Source organism: Pseudomonas sp. Tav-5-1A (assembly GCF_055755055.1).
On sequence record NZ_CM146901.1, the window covers coordinates 4940537 to 4962304 of the forward strand.

Here is a 21768-nt window from a genome sequence, read left to right on the forward strand (position 1 = left end):
CGGCCAGCGGTTATGGGCCGACTCGGGATTTGCGTAACGGCTACCACCCGCCGTCCGCACGGCGGGCCGCAGCCTGGCGGCAGCGGCTGCGGGCCGATTCGGGATTTGCGTAACGGCCACTACCCGCCGTCCGCACGGCGGGCCGCAGCCTGGCGGCAGCAGCTACATTTGTTGCACCGTGCCATGGCCTGATGGACCGAGGTTTTAGCCTTTGGTGCAGGCCTTGAGATCGGCGTGGTGATTGCCAACCGGCTATGCTCGCACGATGACTCTATTTCCCACGTTAGCCGCTCTACCCCGCCACTTGCGCCAGCCGCAGGTGCGTGACCTGGCGTGGGTGATCCTGGCGCCGCCGATGCTGGCCGAGACGCCGTGGCCCCAACGCCACCCACTGACCGGCAGCGACTGGGTGGCGCAGCCCTGGCGGCTGGAGGCGTGGCTGCGGGCGCTGGATGTGGATCACAGCCCGCTGGTGGCCTGGCTGGCCCGGGGCGCCGCCACTCGTCGCCTGGGGCTCTATTACGAGCGCTTGTGGCAGTTTGCCCTGAGCCAGGCGCCGGGCATCGAGCTGATTGCCTCGAACCTGCCGATACGCCGCGAGGGGCACACCCTGGGCGAGCTGGACATCCTGCTGCGGGACGGCGGCGGCGTGCACCACCTGGAGCTGGCGATCAAGCTGTACCTGGGGCCCCAGGCCAGTGACAGCGAGCATGCTGCCTTGTGGTTGGGCCCGGGCAGCCACGACCGCCTGGACCTGAAGCTGGCGCACCTGGCCCAGCACCAGCTGCCCATTTCCGCCCGTGACGAAAGCCGCCAGGCCCTGGCGGCGCTGGGCATCGTGCAGTTCAGCGCGCAACTGTGGCTGGGCGGCTACCTGCTGTACCCCTGGCCCGGCACCGCGCAACCGCCGGCCGGCGCACACCCCCAGCACCTGCGCGGCCGGTGGCTGCACCAGCGCGACTGGCCGGCGTTCTACCTGCAAAGCCAGCCCGGGCGCTGGCAGCTGCTGCCACGCCACGCCTGGCTGGCGCCGGCGCGCTACGCCGAGCAGGACACCTGGGACGCCGCGCAACTGCAGCAGTGGCTGCAGGCGCTGGACCCGCTGGCCCCGGCACAATTGCTGGTGCGCCTGGTCCAAGCCAGCGATGGCGCCTGGGAAGAGGCCGAACGGCTGTTTCTGGTCGCGGACCTGTGGCCCAATGCGCCACCTATAAAAAGATGCAACGACCGTGAGGAAATTCAATGACCTGGAAAAACACCGAGGCCCGCTATGGCAGCCTGTCGATCGCCCTGCACTGGCTGATGCTGGTGCTGTTGGCCATCGTCTACGCCTGCATCGAACTGCGCGGCAACTTCCCCAAGGGCAGCGACAGCCGCGCGCTGATCGTGCAGCTGCACTTCATGACCGGGCTGACCGTATTCGTGCTGGTGTGGATACGCCTGGCGGCGAAAATCGCTGGCGCCGCGCCGAAAATCGTCCCCAAGCCGCCGGCCTGGCAGACCGGCCTTGCGCACCTGATGCACACCCTGTTGTACGCGCTGATGGTAGCCATGCCGCTGCTGGGCTGGTTCATCCTCAGCGCCGCCGACAAGCCGGTGCCGTTCTGGGGGCTGGAACTGCCCCACCTGATTGGCCCGAACGACGAGGCGGCGAAGCAGATCAAGCACTGGCACGAGCAGATCGGCACCTGGGGCTATTGGCTGATTGGCCTGCATGCGCTGGCGGGGCTGTATCACCATTACGTGGTGCGGGATAACACCCTGGTACGGATGCTGCCGCGCAAGCAGGGCTGATGATCGCGACGTCACGCCGCGTCCAAGATCACCACGCATCGGCAGGCACACCGCGTAACGGCCGGACGCAGCCTGCGGCAGCTGCCACGCAGGAGATCCCGTAGCAGCGGCCGCAGGCCGCGTCCGGAAGCGCCGCGCATCGGCAGGCTCGCCGCGTAACGGCTGGACGCAGCCTGCGGCAGCTGCTACGTGGGGTGGGGGGCGGCGCGTATTCCCTGCAGGCCGCCGGTGTGGATGAACACCAGGCGGGTGCCTGGGGCGAAGCGATGCAGGTTGTCGTGCAGCGCCAGCAGGGCCTTGCCGGTATACAGCGGCTCCAGCGGCACGCCGCTCTCCTGCTCGGCGGCGGCCATGAACGCCAGCAGCGCTTCATCCACCTTGGCAAAGCCGCCTCGGCTGGCGTCGATCAGTTCGAAGCCACTGCCATCGGCCAGCAACGCTGCCAGGTTTTCTTCCACCCCATGGCCACCCGGCACCGCCGTGGCGCCGTAGGCGAACGGCCCGCCGGCCTGCACCAGGCCCGCCAGGGTGGTGCCGGTGCCCACGGCCAGCCACCACGCATCAAAATCGTCCCAGCCAAGTGCCGGCAACCCCGCACGCACCTGCGCCAGTAGCACCTGGCAGCCACGGGCGCCCTCCTCGCCACCACCGCCTTCAGGCACCGCCAGCAAATCGGGGTAACGCGCCTGCCACGGCAGCCAGAACCCCGGCGCATGCCGTTCACGGTAGCCGGCATAGCCCAGCCAGTGCAGCTCCATGCCAAACGCCTGAAGGTCGTCAACGGTAGGCGTCTGCTGCGGGTGGCCACGCAACAGGCCCACGGTCTTGAAGCCCAGGCGCTTGCCCGCCGCCGCCAGGGCGTGCAGGTGATTGGAATGGGCGCCACCCAGGCTCATCACCCCGCCCAGGCCTTCACGGCGCATGCGTTGCAGGTGTTCGCTGAGCTTGAACCATTTGTTGCCGCTGATGAGCGGGTCGATCTGGTCCAGGCGCAGGATGGCCACCTGCACCCCGGCGGCGCGCAGCCAACCGAGGTCCAGGGGATGCAGGGGCGCAGGGCGCGCCCAGTCGGGAAGGGTCATTGCAGGTCACTGGCAGGCCATGGGCCTGCCAGTTTACCGGGTCACAGCTCGGCGGCCAGCCGCGAACCCTGGTTGATGGCGCGCTTGGCGTCCAGTTCGGCCGCCACATCGGCGCCGCCGATCAGGTACACCGACTGCCCCGCGGCTACAAGCCCCTCCTGCAGTTCGCGCAGCGGGTCCTGGCCGGCGCAGATCACCACGTTGTCCACCGCCAGCACCTGGGGCTCGCCTTCGCCGATGCGCACGTGCAGCCCGGCATCATCGACCTTCAGGTACTCGACGCTGTTGAGCATCTGCACGCCCTTGTTCTTCAGGCCGGTGCGGTGGATCCAGCCGGTGGTCTTGCCCAGGCCGTCGCCCACTTTGCTGGCCTTGCGCTGCAACAGGTACACCTGGCGCGCCGGGGCATGGGGCTGGGCCTTGATGCCGGCCACGCCGCCGCGGGCTTCCAAAGCGGTGTCGATGCCCCACTCTTTCCAGAACGCGGCGCGGTCCTGGCTGGTGGCCACGCCTTCGTGCACCAGGTACTCGCTGACGTCGAAGCCGATGCCGCCGGCGCCGATCACCGCCACGCGCTGGCCTACCGGCTTGCGGTGCAGCAGCACGTCCAGGTAACTGAGCACCTTGGCGTGCCCGATGCCGTCGATGGCCGGCAGGCGCGGGGCGATGCCGGTGGCCAGGATGATGTCGTCGAAACCGCCGGCCGCCAGCTGCGCCACGTCGACGCGGGTGTTGAGGCGCAGGTCGACGCCAGTGGTTTCCAGCTTGCGTTTGAAGTAGCGCAGGGTCTCGTAGAACTCTTCCTTGCCGGGCACGCGCTTGGCCACGTTGAACTGGCCGCCGATCTCGCTGGCCGAATCGAACAGGGTCACCTGGTGCCCACGCTCGGCGGCCACGGTGGCGGCGGACAGGCCCGCAGGGCCGGCTCCGACCACGGCGATCTTCTTCACCTTGGCGGTGTGGATGTAGTTGAGCTCGGTCTCGTGGCAGGCGCGCGGGTTGACCAGGCAGCTGGTCAACTTGCCGCCGAAGGTGTGGTCCAGGCACGCCTGGTTGCAGCCGATGCAGGTGTTGATCTCGTCGGCGCGGCCTTCGGCGGCCTTGTTGACGAAGTCGGGGTCGGCGAGGAACGGCCTGGCCATGGACACCATGTCGGCGTCGCCCTCGGCGAGGATCTGCTCGGCCACCTCCGGGGTGTTGATGCGGTTGGTGGTGATCAGCGGGATCTGCACCGCGCCACGCAGCTTGGCGGTGACCTTGCTGAACGCTGCGCGCGGCACCTTGGTGGCGATGGTGGGGATGCGCGCCTCGTGCCAGCCGATGCCGGTGTTGATCAGCGTGGCGCCGGCCTGTTCGATGGCCTTGGCGAGGATGACGATCTCCTCCCAATTGCTGCCGCCTTCCACCAGGTCGAGCATCGACAGGCGGAAGATGATGATGAACTGCGGGCCTACCGCTTCGCGCACGCGGGTGACGATGTCCACGGCCAGGCGCATGCGGTTCGCGTAGGCACCGCCCCAGCGGTCGGTGCGGCGGTTGGTCTGCGCGGCCAGGAACTGGTTAATGAAGTAGCCTTCCGACCCCATGATTTCCACGCCGTCGTAACCGGCCTGTTGGGCCAGTTGCGCGCAGTTGACGAAGTCGGCGATCTGCTTCTCGATGCCCGCCTCGTCCAGCTCGTGGGGCGTGAACGGGTTGATGGGCGCCTGCAGCGCGCTGGGCGCCACCTGCTTGGGGCTGTAGGCGTAGCGGCCGGCGTGAAGGATCTGCAGGCAGATCTTGCCGCCCGCTTCGTGCACCGCCTGGGTGACCACGCGGTGCTTGTCGGCTTCTTCCGGGGTGCTGAGCTTGGCCGCGCCGGCGTACACGCCGCCCTCCTCGTTGGGGGCAATGCCACCGGTGACCATCAGGCCCACGCCGCCACGGGCGCGCTCGGCGAAATAAGCAGCCATGCGCGCAAAGCCACCGGGCTTTTCCTCAAGGCCGGTGTGCATCGAGCCCATCAGGCTGCGGTTGCGCAGGGTGGTGAAACCCAGGTCCAGCGGGGCAAGCAGGTGCGGGTAGTGGGCGGCGGCCATGTGTCACTCCATCAACAGGCAAATCACGGTATGCGGCGGGCTCGGCAATCTGTACCGGCCCCCGTCGTTTATCTGTCGTTGAATCTACGGCCAAGGGAACTACGTCTCAATGACCGAAAGTGACAAGTTATTGATCCTATAGCACAGCCGATCAGACCATCGGGTAACGCTTGAACAACGCGGTCTGCTCCAACTGCTCGGCCTGGCTGCGCAGCGCCGGGAAGTCCGCGGGCTTGACCACGTCCGGCACCATCAGCTGGATGAACGACCAGGCTACCGCGCTGCTGAGCGCCGCCTGGTCGGGGCGCTGGCCGTCGGCCAATGGCGTGGTTGCCCAATGCCGATCCAAGGCACTGCAGGCCGCCAGCAACTGCCCGGTGACCCGCGCCACCCACGGCTGGTGCAGCTTTTCGGCCGGCCGCAGGTTGCGCTCGTAGACGATCTGCACGGCCTTCTCGCAGGCGGCCAGGGCCAGGCCGACCACGCTCAACGCCTGGGCCAGCGGCTGCGGCGCGCTGGGCAACAAGGGGGCGGCGGCCTGGCGCTCGAAGTAATCGATGATCAGCGTCGAGTCCATCAGCACCGTGCCGTCGTCCAGCACCAGGGTCGGCGCCTTGACCACGGGGTTGATCGCGGCGAACGCGTCGAAGGTGCTGAACACCGACAGGGCGTCGTGCTCGAAGGCAATGCCCAACAGGTCCAGGGAAATGGCGGTGCGGCGAACGTAGGGCGAATCCAGCATGCCAATCAGTTTCACGGGCGTCTCTCCTTGAGGTGTCTGGTTACAGTAACCCCGGCGCCACAAACGGGCAAAGCCGCTCACACCTTGATAACCTGTGCGGCTAAAATTTCATTTCACCCACCCGGGAGTTTCACGCCAGCCCATGGCCCGATTGTTGTTCAGCCTGCTCTCTCTCGTCCTCGTCGTTGCGCTGGGCACCTATGCCCTGTGGACCCAGGACCGGCCGGCAGGCCATTACCTGTCCGACCTGCGCATCCAAGTGGCGCTGGACGACGGCGTGCGCGCCGACCGCGGCAACCTGCTGGGCATCCAGCCCGAACTGTTCGCCACCGACTACCAGAGCCTGCCGCGCCTGCACCGCAAGCTGGCGGCCTATTTGAGCCAGGCGCGCAACCTGGGCATGCTCAGCGCCAAGACCGTGGTGGTGCTGCCCGAGCACATCGGCACCCTGCTGTGGGCCCTGGGCGAGAAAGACGAGCTGTACCAGGCGCCACACCTGGCCGAGGCCAACCAGTGGCTGGGCTACAGCAACCCGCTGTTGTTTGCCCGCGCCTGGTTGCAGGCCCGGGGCGACGACCGCACCCAGGACACCCGCCTGCGCATGAAGGCCAGCAGCATGGCCCGCGACTACCAGCAGGTGTTCGGCGGCCTGGCCAAGGAGTTCGGCATCACCCTGGTGGCGGGCTCGATCATCCTGCCCGACCCGCAGCTGCGCGACGGCACCCTGGTGACCGGCAAAGGCGGCCTCTACAACATCAGCGTGGTGTTCGGCGCCGACGGCAAGCCCATGGGCCAGCCCCAGCGCCAGCTGTACCCCGACTTCGTCCAGCGCCGCTACGTGCAGGCCAGCCCCGACCCACAGTTGCAAGTGCTGGACACCCCGGCCGGGCGCCTGGGCGTGCTGATTGGCAGCGACAGCTGGTACCCCGCCAACTACGCCCAGCTCGACGCCAAGGGCTGCGAGCTGATCGCCGTGCCGGCTGCGCTGAACGGCAAGGACGTATGGCGCGAACCCTGGCGCGGCAACCCCGACCGCGCCGACGCCGCGCAACTGGGCATCCAGCCGGGCGAGGTCAGCGAGGGCGAGGCCTGGCAGCGCCTGGCCCACGCCAGCCGCGCGCCGGTCAGCAAGGCCCGCGCCAGCGTCAGCGTGTTCCTGCGCGGGCAGTTCTGGGACCAGTTCAGCGACGGCCAGAGCTTCGCCAACCACGACGGCCAGACCCACCCAACCGACGACGGCCGCGGCGCGCGGCTGATCAACCTGTGGCTGTAGGCCCATGCCCAGCCAACCGGTAAGACTGGGCGACCTGTCCGTCGGCTTTATCCACGCCCTGGCCGACGCGGTGGCCAGCCACGGCCAGGACCCCGCGCCGCTGCTGCTGCAATACGGCCTGGACCCTTCGCGCCTGGCCGAAGCCGGCGCTCGGCTGTCGATACCGCGCTACATGCGCCTGGGCCACGCTGCCATCCAGCTCACTGGCGACCCCGCCCTGGGCCTGCGCATGGGCAACCTGTGCCGCCTGCCCCAGGCGGGCCTGGCCGGGGTCACTGCGGCCCAGGCGCCCACGGTGCGCGAGGCGGCGCGCACGCTGATCCGCTTCGCGCCGCTGAGCCAGTCCAACTACCGCGGCCAGTCCAGCCTGCACGAAGACGCGCGCGGCGCCTGGCTGCGCTTCTACTCCATCAGCCCCTACAACGCCTACAACCGCTTCGTGGTGGACTCGGTGCTGGGCGGCTGGCTGCAGCAGCTGGGCACCCTGTGCGGCCAGGCGCTGCGCGCCGAGCGCATCGAGGTGGAGTACGAACTGCCGCCCTATGCCGAGCAATACCAGGCCCTGAGCCACGGCCCGGTGAGCTTCGGCGCCGAGCACAATCAGCTGCGCCTGAGCCTGGCCAGCCTGGCGCTGCGCAACCCGGACCATTGCCCCAGCACCTACAAGTACCTGTTGAGCCTGTGCGAGCAGGAGCTGGAACAGCGCACGCGGACGCGCAGCCTGGGCGAGCGCATCAGCCAATTGCTGGGGCCGTTGTTGAATGGCGGGCGGGAACCGGATCTTGGGGAGGTGGCGGCGCGGTTGAAGCTGCCGACCTGGACCTTGCGGCGCAAGCTGGCCGATGAAGGCACCCAGTTCCGGGCGATTCTCAATGACACGCGGCGCGACCTGGCCATGGCCTACATCCGTGACACGGAGTTGGCGTTTGGCGAGATCGCCTATCTGTTGGGGTTCGCGTCGGCCGAGGCCTTCGCGCGCGCGTTCAAGCGCTGGACGGCGCAGACGCCCGGGGACTATCGGCGCGCAAGCGTGCGGGCGTTATAGCTCGGTGGCGTCTTCGGCGGGTTCCAGCGGGTCCAGCTCGACGGCGCGCGATTCCAGCAGTTCTTCCTGGTACTCATCCATGCTCTTGTCCTCTCGTTGATGTCATTGACAGCATAGCGCTTGGCAATGAAAGAAAAATGACCGGGGTCAACGGAGAACGAGTACAGCAAACAGGAATTTACCCCACCTGCCGATCTATCTGGCTTTTGATCTGCTGTTGATCCGGCTTGTGATCTTGATCTGGCTTGTGATCTTGATGGTATGCCCCGTAAAGCGCCCGGGCCGACTGGAGGCGTCGGTCAACGGGCTGCCCGAAGGGCCGAGGCCGCAGGCCGAAGAGACGGTAACCCGCAGGCTTCTATAGCGGGTGCCGTCTGCCCGTTGAGCGGCGCCGGAAGGAGGGGACCCGTAGCGCAGCGGAGGGCCCAAGCAGGGGCAAGCGTTTTTTGCTTACTTTTTTTGGCGTCTGAAAAAAAGTGAGTCGGCGTAAAGCCGAAACGGTCGGTGGTCGCACCGCGAAAATGGATATGTCCGAATCCCTCAGAAGCGAGATTCGAAAGCCATGCACATATCCAATATCAAGGGTGATGCAGAATCACCTTTCCGCCCTTACGGCGGCTCACTTTTTGTCAAACGCCACAAAAAGTAAGCAAAAAAGGCTTGCCCCTGCTTGGTCCCTACGCTTCGCTGCGGGTCCCCTCCCTCCGGCGTCGCCCAAGCGGACGACGGCCCGGAATAGAAGCGCCTCCGGTTCCGTCTTCCCCGGCTACGCCGGGGACCGCTTGGCCGACGCCTCCAGTCGGCCCTGGCGCTTTACGGGGCACACAATCAAGATCAAAGGCCGCACGGGATCAAGATCAAACGCAGCTTGCGGCGCACGCTTGATCTGGGTACGCCTTTACTGCGCAGCAGCGGCAGGCGCAGATGTTGTAGAGGTCGTCGTAGTAGTACTGCTATCAGTACCGTTCGCAGCAGGCGCAGCTTCCGTGGTGGCAGTCGTCGACACCGGCGTGATCGGCGCCGCATCCGCCGGCGGCACCACCGGCTCCGAACCCTGCGTAGCAGCTGCAGTAGCTGCAGGCACAGCAGGCGCCGCCACCGCCGCAGCGGCAGGTGCTGGCGCTACAGGCTCAGCCGGCTTTTCAGGCTCGACCTTGGCCTCGGCCTTGACCTCGGGCTTGGGCTCTTCTTTCTTCGCTTCAGGCTTCACCTCGGCCTTGGGCTCCGGCACGCCCAGGTCGGCCTTGGGCTTGTCGACGATGTGCGCGGCCTTCTTCGCCTCGGCCGGCAGGTACACGTCCACCAGGGCAAAGTAGCGGTCATAGAACTTGGCCGAGGTCACCGTCTCGCTGGCCACCTTGACCATGGAGTCGTCGGTGGAGCCGATCGGCATCGACACCGAGCCCAGCACGCCCACGCCCAGGCTGGCCGAGTTGTTGACCTTCTTCAGCGCGTAGCGATCCTGCAAGGCGTTGGCGAACATGGTCGAGGTCTGGTTGCTGTTGCCATCGGCGGCACAGGTGACGTTGAAGCTGATCTCCATGTGCGTCTCGCCGGTCTGCTGGAAGCTCTTGTGGCCACTGAGCTGCTTGGGGTCGCTGCTGGTGATGATGTAGCCCTGGCTGAGCAACGCGCGGCGCGCGGCCTCGCACGACGACGAATCGCTGACCGGGTAGTTGCGCGAGTAGGTCCCCGAGTCGGAGAAATCTTCGTGCTCGTACATGGCCGGTTTCTTCGAAGAACAGCCGCTCAAGGCGAGCAGCGAGAACGCCAAAGCACAGCCCAACCGTGGGGCGCTCAAGCTCAGTGACTTAGACATTGCGAATCCTGGGCAAACAATCAGCCTCTATTGTGCCTCAGTAAGGAGAGACAAGGCGCATGAAATGAGTTTTAGACAACCTCCAACCCTACTACGAGCGCCGTCCAGTTAAAAGCCGGGGCGACACATGGACGCGGTGTAAAGTCATATGACATCACCGCGCCACGTCTGTAGGATGCGTCGCCTTCGTTACACATTCCCTCAGAAATACCGTGCAGTTCCGCATCCAATTCCTGCGGGCACCGAGGGAATAGAGCTGTTGCGCGCCTTCAGGAAGATCATTTGTTCATCAGGAGATTGTGTGTGAAAACTGTTACCCGTGGCCTGTGCCTGGGCCTGGCTGCCCTGACCCTCGCCCTGACCGGCGGTTGCGCCACCGAAAGCTCCCAGGCCCTGAGCGTGGCCAAGGTGGAAAGCGCCGGCCGCCCTTACGCCGGCCCGCGTTCGCCCATCGCCGTGGGCAAGTTCGACAACCGTTCCAGCTACATGCGCGGCATCTTCTCCGACGGCGTCGACCGCCTCGGCAGCCAGGCCAAGACCGTGCTGATTACCCACCTGCAGCAGACCAACCGCTTCAACGTGCTGGACCGCGACAACATGGGCGAGATCGCCCAGGAAGCCGCCATCAAGGGCCAGGCACAGAAGCTCAAGGGCGCCGACTACGTGGTGACCGGCGACGTCACCGAGTTCGGCCGCAAGGAAGTCGGCGACCACGAACTGTTCGGCATCCTGGGCCGCGGCAAGACCCAGGTGGCCTACGCCAAGGTGGCGTTGAACATCGTCAACATCAGCACTTCCGAAGTGGTCTATTCCACCCAGGGCGCCGGTGAATACTCCCTGTCCAACCGCGAAGTGATCGGCTTCGGCGGCACCGCCAGCTACGACTCCACCCTCAACGGCAAAGTGCTCGACCTGGCCATGCGCGAGGCCGTCAACCGCCTGGTAGAAGCCGTGGACAACGGCAGCTGGCAGCCGACCCGCCCGTAATTTCCCCGCGTCACACAAGGAGCGACATTCGCCATGGGCAACACCTTCACGCCACGCCTCGGGCTGGCCATCACCCTGCTGGCCGGCGCCGTGCTGAGCGGCTGCGCGCAGCAACCCAAGACCCTGTACCAATGGGAAGGCTACCAGACCCAGGTGCACGAGTATTTCAAGGGCGAGTCCAAGGAACAGCAGGCGCAGGCGCTGGAAGCTGACCTGGAAAAGATCCGCGCCAAGAACGGCACCCCGCCGCCGGGCTACCACGCCCAACTGGGGCTGCTGTACTCGAGCATGGGCAAGAACGATCAGATGATTCAGCAGTTCCAGCAGGAAAAGGCGCTGTTCCCTGAATCCACCGCCTACATGGACTTCCTGGTGAAAAACGCCACGCACGGAGCAACCCAATAATGCTGCGCCTGTTCAAACCTGCCGCGGCCCTGCTGGCCCTGGCCCTGCTGGGCGGCTGCGCCGGCCCGCAGAAAAACCTCGACTACACCGCCTTCAAGGCCGCGCGCCCGCACTCGATCCTGGTGCTGCCGCCGGTCAACGAATCGCCGGACGTTACGGCCACCTACAGCATGATGAGCCAGGTGACCTTCCCGCTGGCCGAGGCCGGCTACTACGTGATGCCGGTGGGCCTGGTGGACGAGACGTTCAAGCAGAACGGCTTGAACAACGCCGCCGAGATCAGCCAGGTGCCCGCACCGAAACTGCGCTCGATCTTCGGCGCCGACGCCGCCCTGTACGTGAAGGTGACGGACTACGGCACCAAGTACATGGTGCTCAGCAGCGCTACCGTGGTCACCGCCACCGCCAGCCTGGTCGACCTGAAGACCGGCACCACCCTGTGGACCGGCGCGGCCTCGGCCTCCAGCGAAGAAGGCCAGAACAACAACAGCGGCGGCCTGATCGGCATGCTGATCACCGCGGCGGTGAAGCAGATCATCAACAGCAGCACCGATGCCGGCTACCCGATCGCCGGGCTGACCAGCGCGCGCTTGCTGTCGGCCGGGCACCCCAACGCCCTGCTGTATGGCCCGCGCTCGCCGAAGTACGGCACTGACTAACCCCCAAACCTCCGTAACCGCAACTGTTTTTGTGGGAGCTGGCTTGCCAGCGAGTTTTTCGGGCCTCAACAGCTCGCTGGCAAGCCAGCTCCCACAAGTTAGCTATTGCTACGGGGATTTGGGTTAAATCGCGGGCACAAAAAAAGCGACCCGAAGGTCGCTTTCTTTGTGCTTCGAGGAGTTCAAGGGCCTCGAAGCTTTGTATGGCGCAGCGGACGGGACTCGAACCCGCGACCCCCGGCGTGACAGGCCGGTATTCTAACCGACTGAACTACCGCTGCGTATCGCTTGCACTTGCGTGCAGTTGAAACAGGTCTGACCGAGACGTTTCGAGCTTCTCGATCTCTGACACGGTAAGGCCGAATCAGGTAAAAATGGCGCAGCGGACGGGACTCGAACCCGCGACCCCCGGCGTGACAGGCCGGTATTCTAACCGACTGAACTACCGCTGCGCAGTGCTGGACGCCTTCTCAGTAACAAGGCCTCCCCTCTTTGGGATGAAAGAGGATCAGAGTGGTGGGTGATGACGGGATCGAACCGCCGACCCTCTGCTTGTAAGGCAGATGCTCTCCCGGCTGAGCTAATCACCCTCTTGCCTCTCCAATGACGCGAACTTTACGCAGCCAACGAAGGTAAGTCAATAACTTTATTGAAGTTTTTTCAAAAAAGACGGTTTTCTTACCGCGCCCCCCCTTCCATGGGGGCACCTTCTTCTATTCCTGGTAGATCATCTTGCGGGTCATGCCGCCGTCCACCACCAGCTCCTGCCCGGTGACGAAGCCGGCATTGCGCGACAGCAGCCACGCCACCAGCGCCGCCACGTCCTCCACGGTGCCCACGCGCCCTGCCGGGTGCTGGGCGTGATCGGCGTCGGACAGCGGTGCCGCGCGGCGCTCGGACGGGTCGCGGGCGTCGATCCAGCCCGGGCTCACGGCGTTGACCCGGATCTCCGGCCCCAGGCTGATGGCCAGGGCGTGGGTCAGGGCCACCAGGCCGCCCTTGCTGGCGGCGTAGGCCTCGGTGTCGGGCTCGGACTGGCCGGACCGGGTAGACGCCAGGTTGACGATGGCGCCGCCATGGGCACGCAGGTACGGCGCACAGTGCTTGGCCAGCAGCATCGGCCCACTGAGGTTCACCGCCAGCACGCGGTTCCACTTCTCCAGCGCCAGGGTTTCCAGCGTGGTGTTGTGGGGGTCGGTGATGGCGGCGTTGCACACCAGCGCGTCCAGGCGGCCGAACTGGCCCAGCACCTGGGCCACGCCGGCCTTGACCTGGGCTTCGTCGGCGACGTCCATGGCAATGAACAGCGCGTTCTCACCCAGCACCTGGGCCACCTTGGGGCCGCGCACGCGGTCAAGGTCGGTGAGCACCACCTGCCAGCCCTCGGCGATCAGCCAGGCAGCGATGCCCAGGCCGATGCCGCGCGCCGCGCCAGTGACCAGGGCGACCCGGCCATTGTGGCTGGCGGTTTTCGCAGACCAGTCGATCACAATGCCGCCAGGCCGCGCGCGAGGTCGGCTTGCAGGTCGGCCACGTCTTCCAGGCCCACGGCCACGCGGATCAGGCTGTCACGGATGCCGGCGGCTTCGCGCTCGGCAGGCGACAGGCGACCGTGGGACGTGGTGCCCGGGTGGGTGATGGTGGTCTTGCTGTCACCCAGGTTGGCGGTGATCGAGATCAGGCGGGTAGCGTCGATGAAGCGCCAGGCGCCCTCCTTGCCCCCCTTGACCTCGAAGCTGACCACGCCGCCGAAGCCGCCGCGCATCTGGCGCTTGGCCAGTTCGTGCTGCGGGTGGCTGGGCAGGCCGGCGTAGTGCACCTTCTCGATGCCGTCCTGCTGCTCCAGCCACTCAGCCAGGGCCTGGGCGCTGGCGCAGTGGGCGCGCATGCGCAGGTTCAGGGTTTCCAGGCCCTTGAGGAAGATCCAGGCGTTGAACGGGCTCAGCGAAGCACCGGCGGTACGCACCACGCCGACCATTTCCTTCATGTGCTCGGCACGGCCGGCCACCACGCCGCCCATGCAACGGCCCTGGCCGTCGATGAACTTGGTCGCCGAGTGCACGACGATGTCGGCGCCCAGCTTCAGCGGCTGCTGCAGCGCAGGCGTGCTGAAGCAGTTGTCCACCACCAGCAGGGTACCCTTGGCGTGGGCGATCTCGGCCAGGGCGGTGATGTCCACCAGCTCGGCCAGCGGGTTGGACGGCGATTCGACGAACAGCAGCTTGGTGTTGGGCTTGATGGCCGCGTCCCACCCTGCCAGGTTCGCCAGTGGCACGTAGTCCACCTCGATGCCGAAGCGCTTGAAGTACTTGTCGAACAGGCTGATGGTGGAGCCGAACACGCTTTGGGAAATCAGCACGTGGTCGCCGGCGCTGCACAGGCCCATGGCCACGGCGGTGATGGCGGCCATGCCGGTGGCGAAGCCCACGGCCTGCTCGGCGCCTTCCAGGGCGGCGATACGCTCTTCGAACGAACGCACGGTGGGGTTGGTGTAGCGCGAGTAGACGTTGCCTGGCACTTCACCGGCAAAGCGCGCCGCCGCGTCGGCCGCGGTGCGGAATACATAGCTGGAGGTGAAGAACAGCGGGTCGCTGTGTTCGCCTTCCGGCGTGCGGTGCTGACCGGCGCGCACGGCCAGGGTGTCAAACGAGACCCCTTCCAGATCGCTGTCCAGCCGCCCGGCGTCCCATTCCTGTGTCATGCCGCTACTCCCAAAGCTATTGATTAGAAAATGCAGGGTGAAGAGTTTATCAAATTACGGCGCGGGACGCGGCCTGCGGCCGCTGCTACAGGGGGTGTTGTTGCCACTACAAAAAAACGCCCGGGCTCTTTGCAGAGGCCCGGGCGTTGTGGAACGCGCTACCGATCAGTTGTTATACAGGTCGATGATCGCGCTCACGGCCTGGGTCTTGATTTTCGAGGCGTCGTTGCGCGCCTGTTCGATCTTGTTCAGGTATTTCTCGTCGATGTCGCCGGTCACGTACTTGCCGTCGAACACCGCGCAGTCGAAGTGCTCGATCTTGACCTTGCCACCGCCAACAGCGTCGATCAGGTCCGGCAGGTCCTGGTAGATCAGCCAGTCGGCGCCGATCAGGTCGGCCACTTCCTGGGTGCTGCGGTTGTGCGCGATCAGCTCGTGGGCGCTTGGCATGTCGATGCCGTAGACGTTCGGGTAGCGAACGGCCGGGGCTGCCGAGCAGAAGTAGACGTTCTTGGCGCCGGCTTCACGGGCCATCTGGATGATCTGCTTGCAGGTGGTGCCGCGCACGATCGAGTCGTCCACCAGCATCACGTTCTTGCCGCGGAATTCCAGCTCGATGGCGTTGAGCTTCTGGCGTACCGATTTCTTGCGCGCGGCCTGGCCGGGCATGATGAAGGTACGGCCGATGTAGCGGTTCTTGACGAAGCCTTCGCGGAATTTCACGCCCAGGTGGTTCGCCAGCTCCAGCGCCGCGGTGCGGCTGGTGTCCGGAATCGGGATGACCACGTCGATGTCGTGCTCGGGGCGCTCGCGCAGGATCTTCTCGGCCAGCTTCTCGCCCATGCGCAGGCGCGCCTTGTACACCGAGATGCCGTCGATGATCGAGTCAGGGCGGGCCAGGTACACGTGCTCGAAGATGCACGGCGCGTAGTGCGGGTTTGGCGCGCACTGACGGGTGTGCAGCTTGCCGTCTTCGGTGATGTACACCGCTTCGCCCGGGGCCAGGTCGCGGATCAGGGTGAAGCCCAGCACGTCCAGGGACACGCTTTCGGAGGCGATCATGTACTCCACGCCTTCGTCGGTGTGACGCTGGCCGAAGACGATCGGACGAATGGCGTTCGGGTCGCGGAAGCCGACGATGCCGTAGCCGGTGATCATCGCCACCACGGCGTAGCCGCCCTTGCAGCGCTTGTGCACGTCAGCCACCGCGGCGAACACGTCTTCCTCGGTAGGCTGCAGTTGCTTGCGCGTGGCCAGCTCGTGGGCGAACACGTTCAGCAACACTTCGGAGTCGGAGCTGGTGTTGACGTGACGCAGGTCCGATTCGTAGATTTCCTTGGCCAACTGTTCAACGTTGGTCAGGTTGCCGTTGTGCGCCAGGGTGATGCCATACGGCGAGTTGACGTAGAACGGCTGGGCCTCGGCCGAGGTCGAGCTGCCCGCGGTCGGGTAGCGCACGTGGCCGATGCCCATGCTGCCCACCAGGCGCTGCATATGGCGCTGCTGGAACACATCACGCACCAACCCGTTGTCCTTGCGCAGGAATAACCGGCCGTCATGGCTGGTCACAATACCGGCAGCGTCCTGGCCGCGGTGCTGGAGGACGGTTAGCGCGTCATACAGCGCCTGATTGACGTTCGACTTACCGACGATACCGACGATGCCACACATGCGACGCAACCCCTACTTAATGAATCTGAACTGAACAACCCGTCATTGACCCTTGTGAGCGGTCGGGAAGAGTTGATCCTTGAACGGAATATCAACTGGTGTGCTGATTCCGCTGGCGAGCCACTGGCTGGTCATCCCCAGAACGAGGTTTTTCGACCAGTCGGCGACCAATAGAAATTGGGGCACCAGCCGAGACTGTTGCCACCAGGTGTCTTGTTGAAACGGGCCCAGGCTCAGCAGCCCGACGCCGACGACCACCAGTAGGCCGCCGCGCGCCGCGCCAAAGGCGGTGCCCAGGAACCGATCGGTGCCGGACAGGCCGGTCACGCGGATCAGTTCACCAATGAGAAAGTTGACCATGGCGCCGACCAGCAGCGTGGCGACGAACAGGATGGCGCAGCCTGCAATAACGCGGGCCGAAGGCGTCTGGATGTAGCCTTCCAGGTATTGTGACAATGCGCCTCCGAACATCCAGGCGACCGCACCGGCAATGATCCAGGTGAGCAGAGACAAGGCTTCCTTGACGAAGCCGCGCTTCAAGCTGATCAAAGCGGAGATGGCGATAATCGCGAGTATCGCCCAGTCAACCCAGGTAAATGCCACGGTGCAGCCTGCAACAGGATAAGGCGGCGCATTTTAGCAGAGCGCCGCCTTATGGGTAAGCAGTGATTGCCAGCTGTTTAGTTGCGCTCTGGCTGGAACCGTACCACAAAACCCTTGACGTTCTGCTGGCGGCTGATCAGGTCACGCAGGCGCTCGGCCTCGGCGCGGTCGATCAGCGGCCCGACGAACACCCGGTTCATGCCGTCGGCTGAGCGTACATAGGCATTATAGCCCTGACTGCGCAGGGATTTTTGCAGGCTGTCGGCGCCGCTGCGGCTGGACAGGCTGGCCAGTTGCACCGCCCAGCTCACCGGCAGGCCGTTGGCGTCGATCTTGCTGGCGGCCGTGTCGGCCTTGGCCACCGGCGCAGGCGCTGGAGCAGGCGCAGGCTTGGCCACGGGTGCTGGGGCTGGCTTGGGTGCCGGCGCTGGCGCCTGAGCCTGAACCTGGGCACGCGGGGCTGGAGCGACGACCGGCTGCGGCGCTACCGGCATCGAAGGCGGCGGCGCGGTGGGTGCAGCCTGGGCCTCCACCGATTCGGCGTCCTGGGGCAGGCTCTGCTGCTCAGGCACCGGCACCGGCTCGACCTTGACCTGCGGGACAACCGGCGCCTGCGGGGCTTCGGGCGCGTCCACGCGCACCTGGCGCAGCTCGTCCTGGCGGGAAAACAGCATGGGCAGGAAAATCACCGCCAGGGCGATCAGCACCAGGGCGCCTACCATGCGCTGTTTGAACACCTTATCCAGCAAAGCCATCCGCAACTTCCTCCGTGGCATGCCGGGCCAGCCACTCCAGGGCTTCGCCGACACAATAAAAAGATCCGAACAGCAGTATTTCATCATCCGCCGTTGCCAGGTCGCACTGGGCCTCGAGGGCCTGTTCGACGCTGGCATAGGACGCCACGGTCGCGCCAAGGTTCGCCAGGGCCTGCACCAGTTCGTCCGCCGGGCGCGTACGGCCGGTGGGCAGCGGCGCTACCGCCCATTGGGCGACATGGCTGGCCAGCGGCGCGATGACGCCGTCCAGGTCCTTGTCGGCCAGCAGGCCGAACACCGCCAGGCGCTTGCCCGCCGGTGGCCGGGCGGCCAGCCGGCGCGCCAGGTACTCGGCGGCGTGGGGATTGTGCCCCACGTCCAGCAGCAGGTTCAGGGGTTTGCCTTTCCAGGTCACCTGGCGCCGATCCAGGCGGCCGGTGACGCGGGTGGCCAGCAAGGCGGCGACCAGTTGCTCACGCTGCCAGGGCAGGCCGGTCAGGGCATAGGCCTGCAGCGCCAGGGCGGCGTTTTCCATGGGCAGGTCCAGCAGCGGCAGGCCGTCCAGCACCAGCGCGTCGCCGGCCAGGGTGCGGCCACGCCATTGCCACTGGCTGTCGCCGATGGTCAGGTCGTAGGCATCGCCGCGCAGGAAGAACGGGCAGCCCAGCTCGGCCACCTTGTCCAGCACGGTGTGCGGTGGGTCGAGGTCGCCGCACAGGGCCGGATGGCCGGCACGCATGATGCCCGCCTTCTCGAAGCCCACGGATTCGCGGGTGTTGCCCAGGTAATCGGCGTGGTCCAGGCCCACGCTGGTGATCAAGGACAGGTCGGCGTCGATCAGGTTGACCGCGTCCAGCCGCCCGCCCAAGCCCACTTCCAGCACCACGGCGTCCAGCGCCGCCTGCTTGAACAGCCAGAAGGCTGCCAGGGTGCCCATTTCGAAGTAGGTCAGGGAAATTTCGCCACGGGCTGCTTCCAGGGCCGCGAAGGCCTCGCACAGCCGGGCATCGTCGACCTCCACGCCGTCGATCAGCACCCGCTCGTTGTAGCGCAGCAGGTGTGGCGAGGCGTAGACGCCGACTTTCAGGCCCTGGGCCTTGAGCAGCGAAGCGACAAAGGCGCAGGTCGAACCCTTGCCGTTGGTGCCGGTGACGGTAATCACCCGCGGCGCCAGGCGACCCAGGCCCAGCCGCGCCAGCACTTGCTGGCAACGGTCCAGGCCCATGTCGATGGCCGCCGGGTGCAACTGCTCAAGATAAGCGAGCCACTCGCCCAGGGTACGTTGCGTCATACAGTGGCAGGCGCCGGCGGAACCACCATCGGCTCGATCGGAGCGGCGACGAAGGTCGGGGTTGGCAGGCCCATCATCTGTGCCAGCAGGCTGCCCAGGCGTGGGCGCAGTTCCTGGCGGGAGACAATCATGTCGATGGCGCCGTGCTCCAGCAGGAATTCGCTGCGCTGGAAGCCTTCCGGCAGTTTTTCACGCACGGTCTGCTCGATCACGCGCGGGCCGGCGAAGCCGATCAGGGCCTTGGGCTCGGCTACGATCACGTCACCCAGCATGGCCAGGGAAGCGGAAACACCACCGTACACCGGGTCGGTCAGCACGGAGATGAACGGCAGGCCTTCTTCACGCAGGCGTGCCAGCACGGCCGAGGTCTTGGCCATCTGCATCAGCGAGATCAGCGCTTCCTGCATGCGCGCGCCACCGGAGGCGGCGAAGCACACCATCGGGCAACGGTTTTCCAGGGCATAGTTGGCCGCGCGCACGAAGCGCTCGCCGACGATGGCGCCCATGGAACCGCCCATGAACGAGAATTCGAAGGCGCTGCACACCACCGGCATGCCCAGCAGGGTGCCGCTGATGGAGATCAGCGCGTCTTTCTCGCCGGTCTGCTTCTGGGCCGCGGTCAGGCGGTCCTTGTACTTCTTGCCGTCACGGAATTTCAGGCGGTCCACTGGCTCCAGGTCGGCGCCCAGCTCGTTGCGGCCTTCGGCGTCGAGGAAGATGTCCAGGCGCGCACGGGCGCCGATGCGCATGTGGTGGTTGCACTTGGGGCAAACGTCCAGGGTCTTTTCCAGCTCGGGACGGTACAGCACCGCCTCGCAGGACGGGCACTTGTGCCACAAGCCTTCAGGCACCGAGCTTTTCTTCACCTCGGAACGCATGATCGAAGGGATCAGTTTGTCTACCAACCAGTTGCTCATGCTTTATTTCTCCAGTAACGGGGACAGCTCGCGCGATCCCGCGCATGCCCTTGAGCTCAATTTAATTCGTGTAAAGGATGGGGAACTGCACGTGTGCGCTCGCGCCATCTTCAAATTTCGGATGGCCGACCCATCGGTCGCCATCGCCTTGCCAGAGGTATGGACGGTGGCAGATTGGCAACCGTCACATCCCTTGGCACAACCTCACCTGACCCCGTGGGAGCGGGCTCTGCCCGCGAAGCAGACACCAGGGTATTTCAGCAACTGCGCGGCGGGCTTTTCGCGGGCAGAGCCCGCTCCCACGTCGGTCGTCATTCGCGCGAAATCGTACCGCGTACCGCCTGCATGAACGCCTCGATCTTTTCCGCGTCCTTGATGCCTTTCGCGACCTCTACCCCGCCGCTGACGTCTACCGCATACGGTTGCACCTGGGCGATGGCCTGGGCCACGTTGGCCGCCGACAGGCCGCCCGCCAGGATGACCGGCTTGCTCAGCCGCGCAGGCACCAGGCTCCAGTCGAACGCCTCGCCGGTGCCGCCCGGCACGCCGGCCACGAAGGTGTCCAGCAAAATGCCGCTGGCACCGCTGTACTGCTTGCAGATGGCTTCCAGGTCTTCGCCGGGGCGCACGCGCACTGCCTTGATGTACGGGCGGTGGTAGCCCTCGCAGTCGGCCGGGGTCTCGTCGCCATGGAACTGCAGAAGGTCCAGCGGCACCACTTCGAGGATCTCGTTCAGCTCGCAGCGGCTGGCGTTGACGAACAGCCCCACGGTGGTCACGAACGGCGGCAGCGCGCGGACAATGGCGCGCGCCTGCTCGGCCGTGACGGCCCGCGGGCTCTTGGCGTAGAACACCAGGCCAATGGCATCGGCGCCCGCCTCGGCTGCGGCCAGCGCGTCCTCGATGCGGGTAATACCGCAGATTTTGCTGCGAACGGCGGACATATGCGGAAAAACCTCAGGAAGACGCCAAAGCTCTGGATGTTAGCAAATGGATTCCATGCCGTCAGCCCGGCAATGTATCGAAGCCTGTCAGGAAGTGCGGGCCGATGTAGCGCTCCGGCAGCGGGAACTCGTCGCGGTACTCCACCTGCACCAGGTACAGGCCGAACGGGTGCGCGGTCACGCCGCCTGCACGGCGCTCGCGGCCTTCCAGCACTTCGCGCATCCACTCCACCGGGCGCTCGCCGGCGCCGATGGTCATCAGCACCCCGGCGATGTTGCGCACCATGTGGTGCAGGAAGGCGTTGGCGCGGATATCCAGCACGATCATCTTGCCGTGGCGGGTCACGCGGGCGTGGTGCATCTGCTTGATCGGCGACTTGGCCTGGCACTGGCCGGCGCGGAAGGCGCTGAAGTCATGGGTGCCGATCAGGTACTGGGCGGCCTCGGCCATGCGCTCCACGTCCAGCGGCCGGTGGTTCCAGGTGATCTCGTCGCCCAGGTGCGCGGGGCGGATCTGGTCGTTGTAGATCACGTAGCGGTAGCGCCGGGCGATGGCCGTGAAGCGCGCATGGAAGGTGGGCGGCATTTCCTTGGCCCAGGTCACGCTGATGTCGTGGGGCAGGTTGATGTTGGCGCCCATGGTCCAGGCCTTCATGGAGCGCACCGCGCGGGTGTCGAAGTGCACCACCTGGCCACAGGCGTGCACGCCGGCGTCGGTGCGGCCGGCGCACATCAGGTCGACGGGCGAGTCGGCGACGATCGACAGGGCCTTTTCCAGGGTTTCCTGCACGGTCAGCACGCCGCTGGCCTGGCGCTGCCAGCCGCGGTAGCGCGAGCCTTTGTATTCGACGCCCAGGGCGATGCGGGTGAAGCCTTCGGCAGCGACTTCGCTGGCCGATTGTTGAAGAATGTCCACGTGGTTCAAGCCTGTGATAAAGCGCAATGGCCGCCATTATACGGGGCCAGGGGGCAGAAACGACAACGGCAGCCACGCGGGCTGCC

Annotated in this window: 20 protein-coding genes and 3 tRNA genes; 7 read left to right on the forward strand and 16 right to left on the reverse strand. The window is 65.9% G+C overall.

Translation table 11 applies throughout. The features are described 5' to 3' along the window. Window positions 1-265 precede the first annotated feature (265 nt). Both AC0J42_RS22530 and AC0J42_RS22535 read left to right on the forward strand, forming a co-directional pair. Entirely contained in the window at window positions 266-1246 is a 981-nt protein-coding gene (locus tag AC0J42_RS22530; RefSeq protein WP_473003924.1) for a DUF1853 family protein, read from the forward strand. After that, window positions 1243-1794: a cytochrome b gene (locus tag AC0J42_RS22535; RefSeq protein ID WP_416425990.1), complete on the forward strand. Its 552-nt coding sequence runs from the start codon at window positions 1243-1245 to the stop codon at window positions 1792-1794. The genes AC0J42_RS22530 and AC0J42_RS22535 overlap by 4 nt, the downstream gene beginning before the upstream one ends. Window positions 1795-1979: 185 nt before the next feature. Here the strand turns inward: AC0J42_RS22535 and AC0J42_RS22540 are convergent, their stop codons facing one another. The 3 genes from AC0J42_RS22540 to AC0J42_RS22550 all read right to left on the reverse strand — a co-directional run bounded on the left by AC0J42_RS22540 (window position 1980) and on the right by AC0J42_RS22550 (window position 5711). After that, window positions 1980-2876 (reverse strand): 1-aminocyclopropane-1-carboxylate deaminase/D-cysteine desulfhydrase, encoded by an 897-nt coding sequence (locus AC0J42_RS22540; RefSeq protein ID WP_473003926.1) that lies wholly within the window; start codon window positions 2874-2876, stop codon window positions 1980-1982. 41 nt (window positions 2877-2917) lie between these two features. Next, the gene (locus AC0J42_RS22545) at window positions 2918-4954 is read right to left on the reverse strand and encodes an oxidoreductase (protein WP_473003929.1); all 2037 of its coding nucleotides are present in this window, start codon (window positions 4952-4954) and stop codon (window positions 2918-2920) included. A 151-nt stretch (window positions 4955-5105) separates the two neighbouring features. After that, window positions 5106-5711 (reverse strand): glutathione S-transferase, encoded by a 606-nt coding sequence (locus tag AC0J42_RS22550; protein WP_473003932.1) that lies wholly within the window; start codon window positions 5709-5711, stop codon window positions 5106-5108. 127 nt (window positions 5712-5838) lie between these two features. On the opposite strand from AC0J42_RS22550, the gene AC0J42_RS22555 reads away from it, so the two are divergent. Together AC0J42_RS22555 and AC0J42_RS22560 are read left to right on the forward strand one after the other, a co-directional pair. Continuing rightward, a complete protein-coding gene (locus AC0J42_RS22555) occupies window positions 5839-6969 on the forward strand; it encodes a nitrilase-related carbon-nitrogen hydrolase (RefSeq protein WP_473003934.1) in 1131 nt (376 codons plus the stop codon). Between the two features lie 4 nt (window positions 6970-6973). Next, window positions 6974-8014, forward strand: a complete 1041-nt coding sequence (locus AC0J42_RS22560; protein ID WP_473003935.1) for an AraC family transcriptional regulator — start codon at window positions 6974-6976, stop codon at window positions 8012-8014. Between the two features lie 898 nt (window positions 8015-8912). Here the strand turns inward: AC0J42_RS22560 and AC0J42_RS22565 are convergent. After that, window positions 8913-9833: a DUF2242 domain-containing protein gene (locus tag AC0J42_RS22565; protein ID WP_473003936.1), complete on the reverse strand. Its 921-nt coding sequence runs from the start codon at window positions 9831-9833 to the stop codon at window positions 8913-8915. 303 nt (window positions 9834-10136) lie between these two features. On the opposite strand from AC0J42_RS22565, the gene AC0J42_RS22570 reads away from it, so the two are divergent. From AC0J42_RS22570 to AC0J42_RS22580, 3 genes are read left to right on the forward strand one after another with little or no spacing between them, the layout of a single operon-like run. Beyond that, window positions 10137-10820 carry a CsgG/HfaB family protein gene (locus AC0J42_RS22570; RefSeq protein ID WP_416426004.1) on the forward strand — a complete coding sequence of 228 codons (684 nt, stop codon included), beginning with the start codon at window positions 10137-10139 and terminating at the stop codon, window positions 10818-10820. A 33-nt stretch (window positions 10821-10853) separates the two neighbouring features. Beyond that, window positions 10854-11225 carry a DUF4810 domain-containing protein gene (locus AC0J42_RS22575; protein ID WP_416426006.1) on the forward strand — a complete coding sequence of 124 codons (372 nt, stop codon included), beginning with the start codon at window positions 10854-10856 and terminating at the stop codon, window positions 11223-11225. Continuing rightward, on the forward strand, window positions 11225-11884 hold the full coding sequence (locus AC0J42_RS22580; RefSeq protein ID WP_416426008.1) for a DUF799 domain-containing protein: 660 nt from the start codon (window positions 11225-11227) through the stop codon (window positions 11882-11884). The genes AC0J42_RS22575 and AC0J42_RS22580 overlap by 1 nt, the downstream gene beginning before the upstream one ends. 204 nt (window positions 11885-12088) lie before the next feature. Here the strand turns inward: AC0J42_RS22580 and AC0J42_RS22585 are convergent. The 12 genes from AC0J42_RS22585 to truA all read right to left on the reverse strand — a co-directional run bounded on the left by AC0J42_RS22585 (window position 12089) and on the right by truA (window position 21682). Further along, a tRNA-Asp gene (locus AC0J42_RS22585) sits at window positions 12089-12165 on the reverse strand. Between the two features lie 94 nt (window positions 12166-12259). Then, window positions 12260-12336: transfer RNA gene (locus AC0J42_RS22590), tRNA-Asp, on the reverse strand. A 62-nt stretch (window positions 12337-12398) separates the two neighbouring features. Further along, window positions 12399-12474: transfer RNA gene (locus AC0J42_RS22595), tRNA-Val, on the reverse strand. A 123-nt stretch (window positions 12475-12597) separates the two neighbouring features. Continuing rightward, entirely contained in the window at window positions 12598-13374 is a 777-nt protein-coding gene (locus AC0J42_RS22600) for an SDR family oxidoreductase (protein ID WP_416426010.1), read from the reverse strand. Next, window positions 13371-14585: an O-succinylhomoserine sulfhydrylase gene (locus AC0J42_RS22605; protein ID WP_027981620.1), complete on the reverse strand. Its 1215-nt coding sequence runs from the start codon at window positions 14583-14585 to the stop codon at window positions 13371-13373. The genes AC0J42_RS22600 and AC0J42_RS22605 overlap by 4 nt, the downstream gene beginning before the upstream one ends. A 165-nt stretch (window positions 14586-14750) precedes the next feature. Beyond that, window positions 14751-16256 carry an amidophosphoribosyltransferase gene (gene purF, locus AC0J42_RS22610; protein WP_416426013.1) on the reverse strand — a complete coding sequence of 502 codons (1506 nt, stop codon included), beginning with the start codon at window positions 16254-16256 and terminating at the stop codon, window positions 14751-14753. A 42-nt stretch (window positions 16257-16298) separates the two neighbouring features. Beyond that, on the reverse strand, window positions 16299-16859 hold the full coding sequence (locus AC0J42_RS22615) for a CvpA family protein (RefSeq protein ID WP_416426015.1): 561 nt from the start codon (window positions 16857-16859) through the stop codon (window positions 16299-16301). Window positions 16860-16936: 77 nt separating this feature from the next. After that, a complete protein-coding gene (locus AC0J42_RS22620; RefSeq protein ID WP_416426017.1) occupies window positions 16937-17614 on the reverse strand; it encodes an SPOR domain-containing protein in 678 nt (225 codons plus the stop codon). Next, a complete protein-coding gene (gene folC / locus AC0J42_RS22625; protein ID WP_473003939.1) occupies window positions 17598-18905 on the reverse strand; it encodes a bifunctional tetrahydrofolate synthase/dihydrofolate synthase in 1308 nt (435 codons plus the stop codon). Before folC ends, AC0J42_RS22620 begins: the two co-directional genes overlap by 17 nt. Continuing rightward, window positions 18902-19822, reverse strand: coding sequence for an acetyl-CoA carboxylase, carboxyltransferase subunit beta (gene accD / locus AC0J42_RS22630; RefSeq protein WP_416426021.1), 921 nt, complete (start codon window positions 19820-19822; stop codon window positions 18902-18904). The genes folC and accD overlap by 4 nt, the downstream gene beginning before the upstream one ends. A 311-nt stretch (window positions 19823-20133) precedes the next feature. Then, on the reverse strand, window positions 20134-20766 hold the full coding sequence (locus AC0J42_RS22635) for a phosphoribosylanthranilate isomerase (RefSeq protein WP_473003940.1): 633 nt from the start codon (window positions 20764-20766) through the stop codon (window positions 20134-20136). A gap of 61 nt (window positions 20767-20827) precedes the next feature. Next, entirely contained in the window at window positions 20828-21682 is an 855-nt protein-coding gene (gene truA / locus AC0J42_RS22640) for a tRNA pseudouridine(38-40) synthase TruA (protein ID WP_416426025.1), read from the reverse strand. Window positions 21683-21768: the final 86 nt, after the last annotated feature.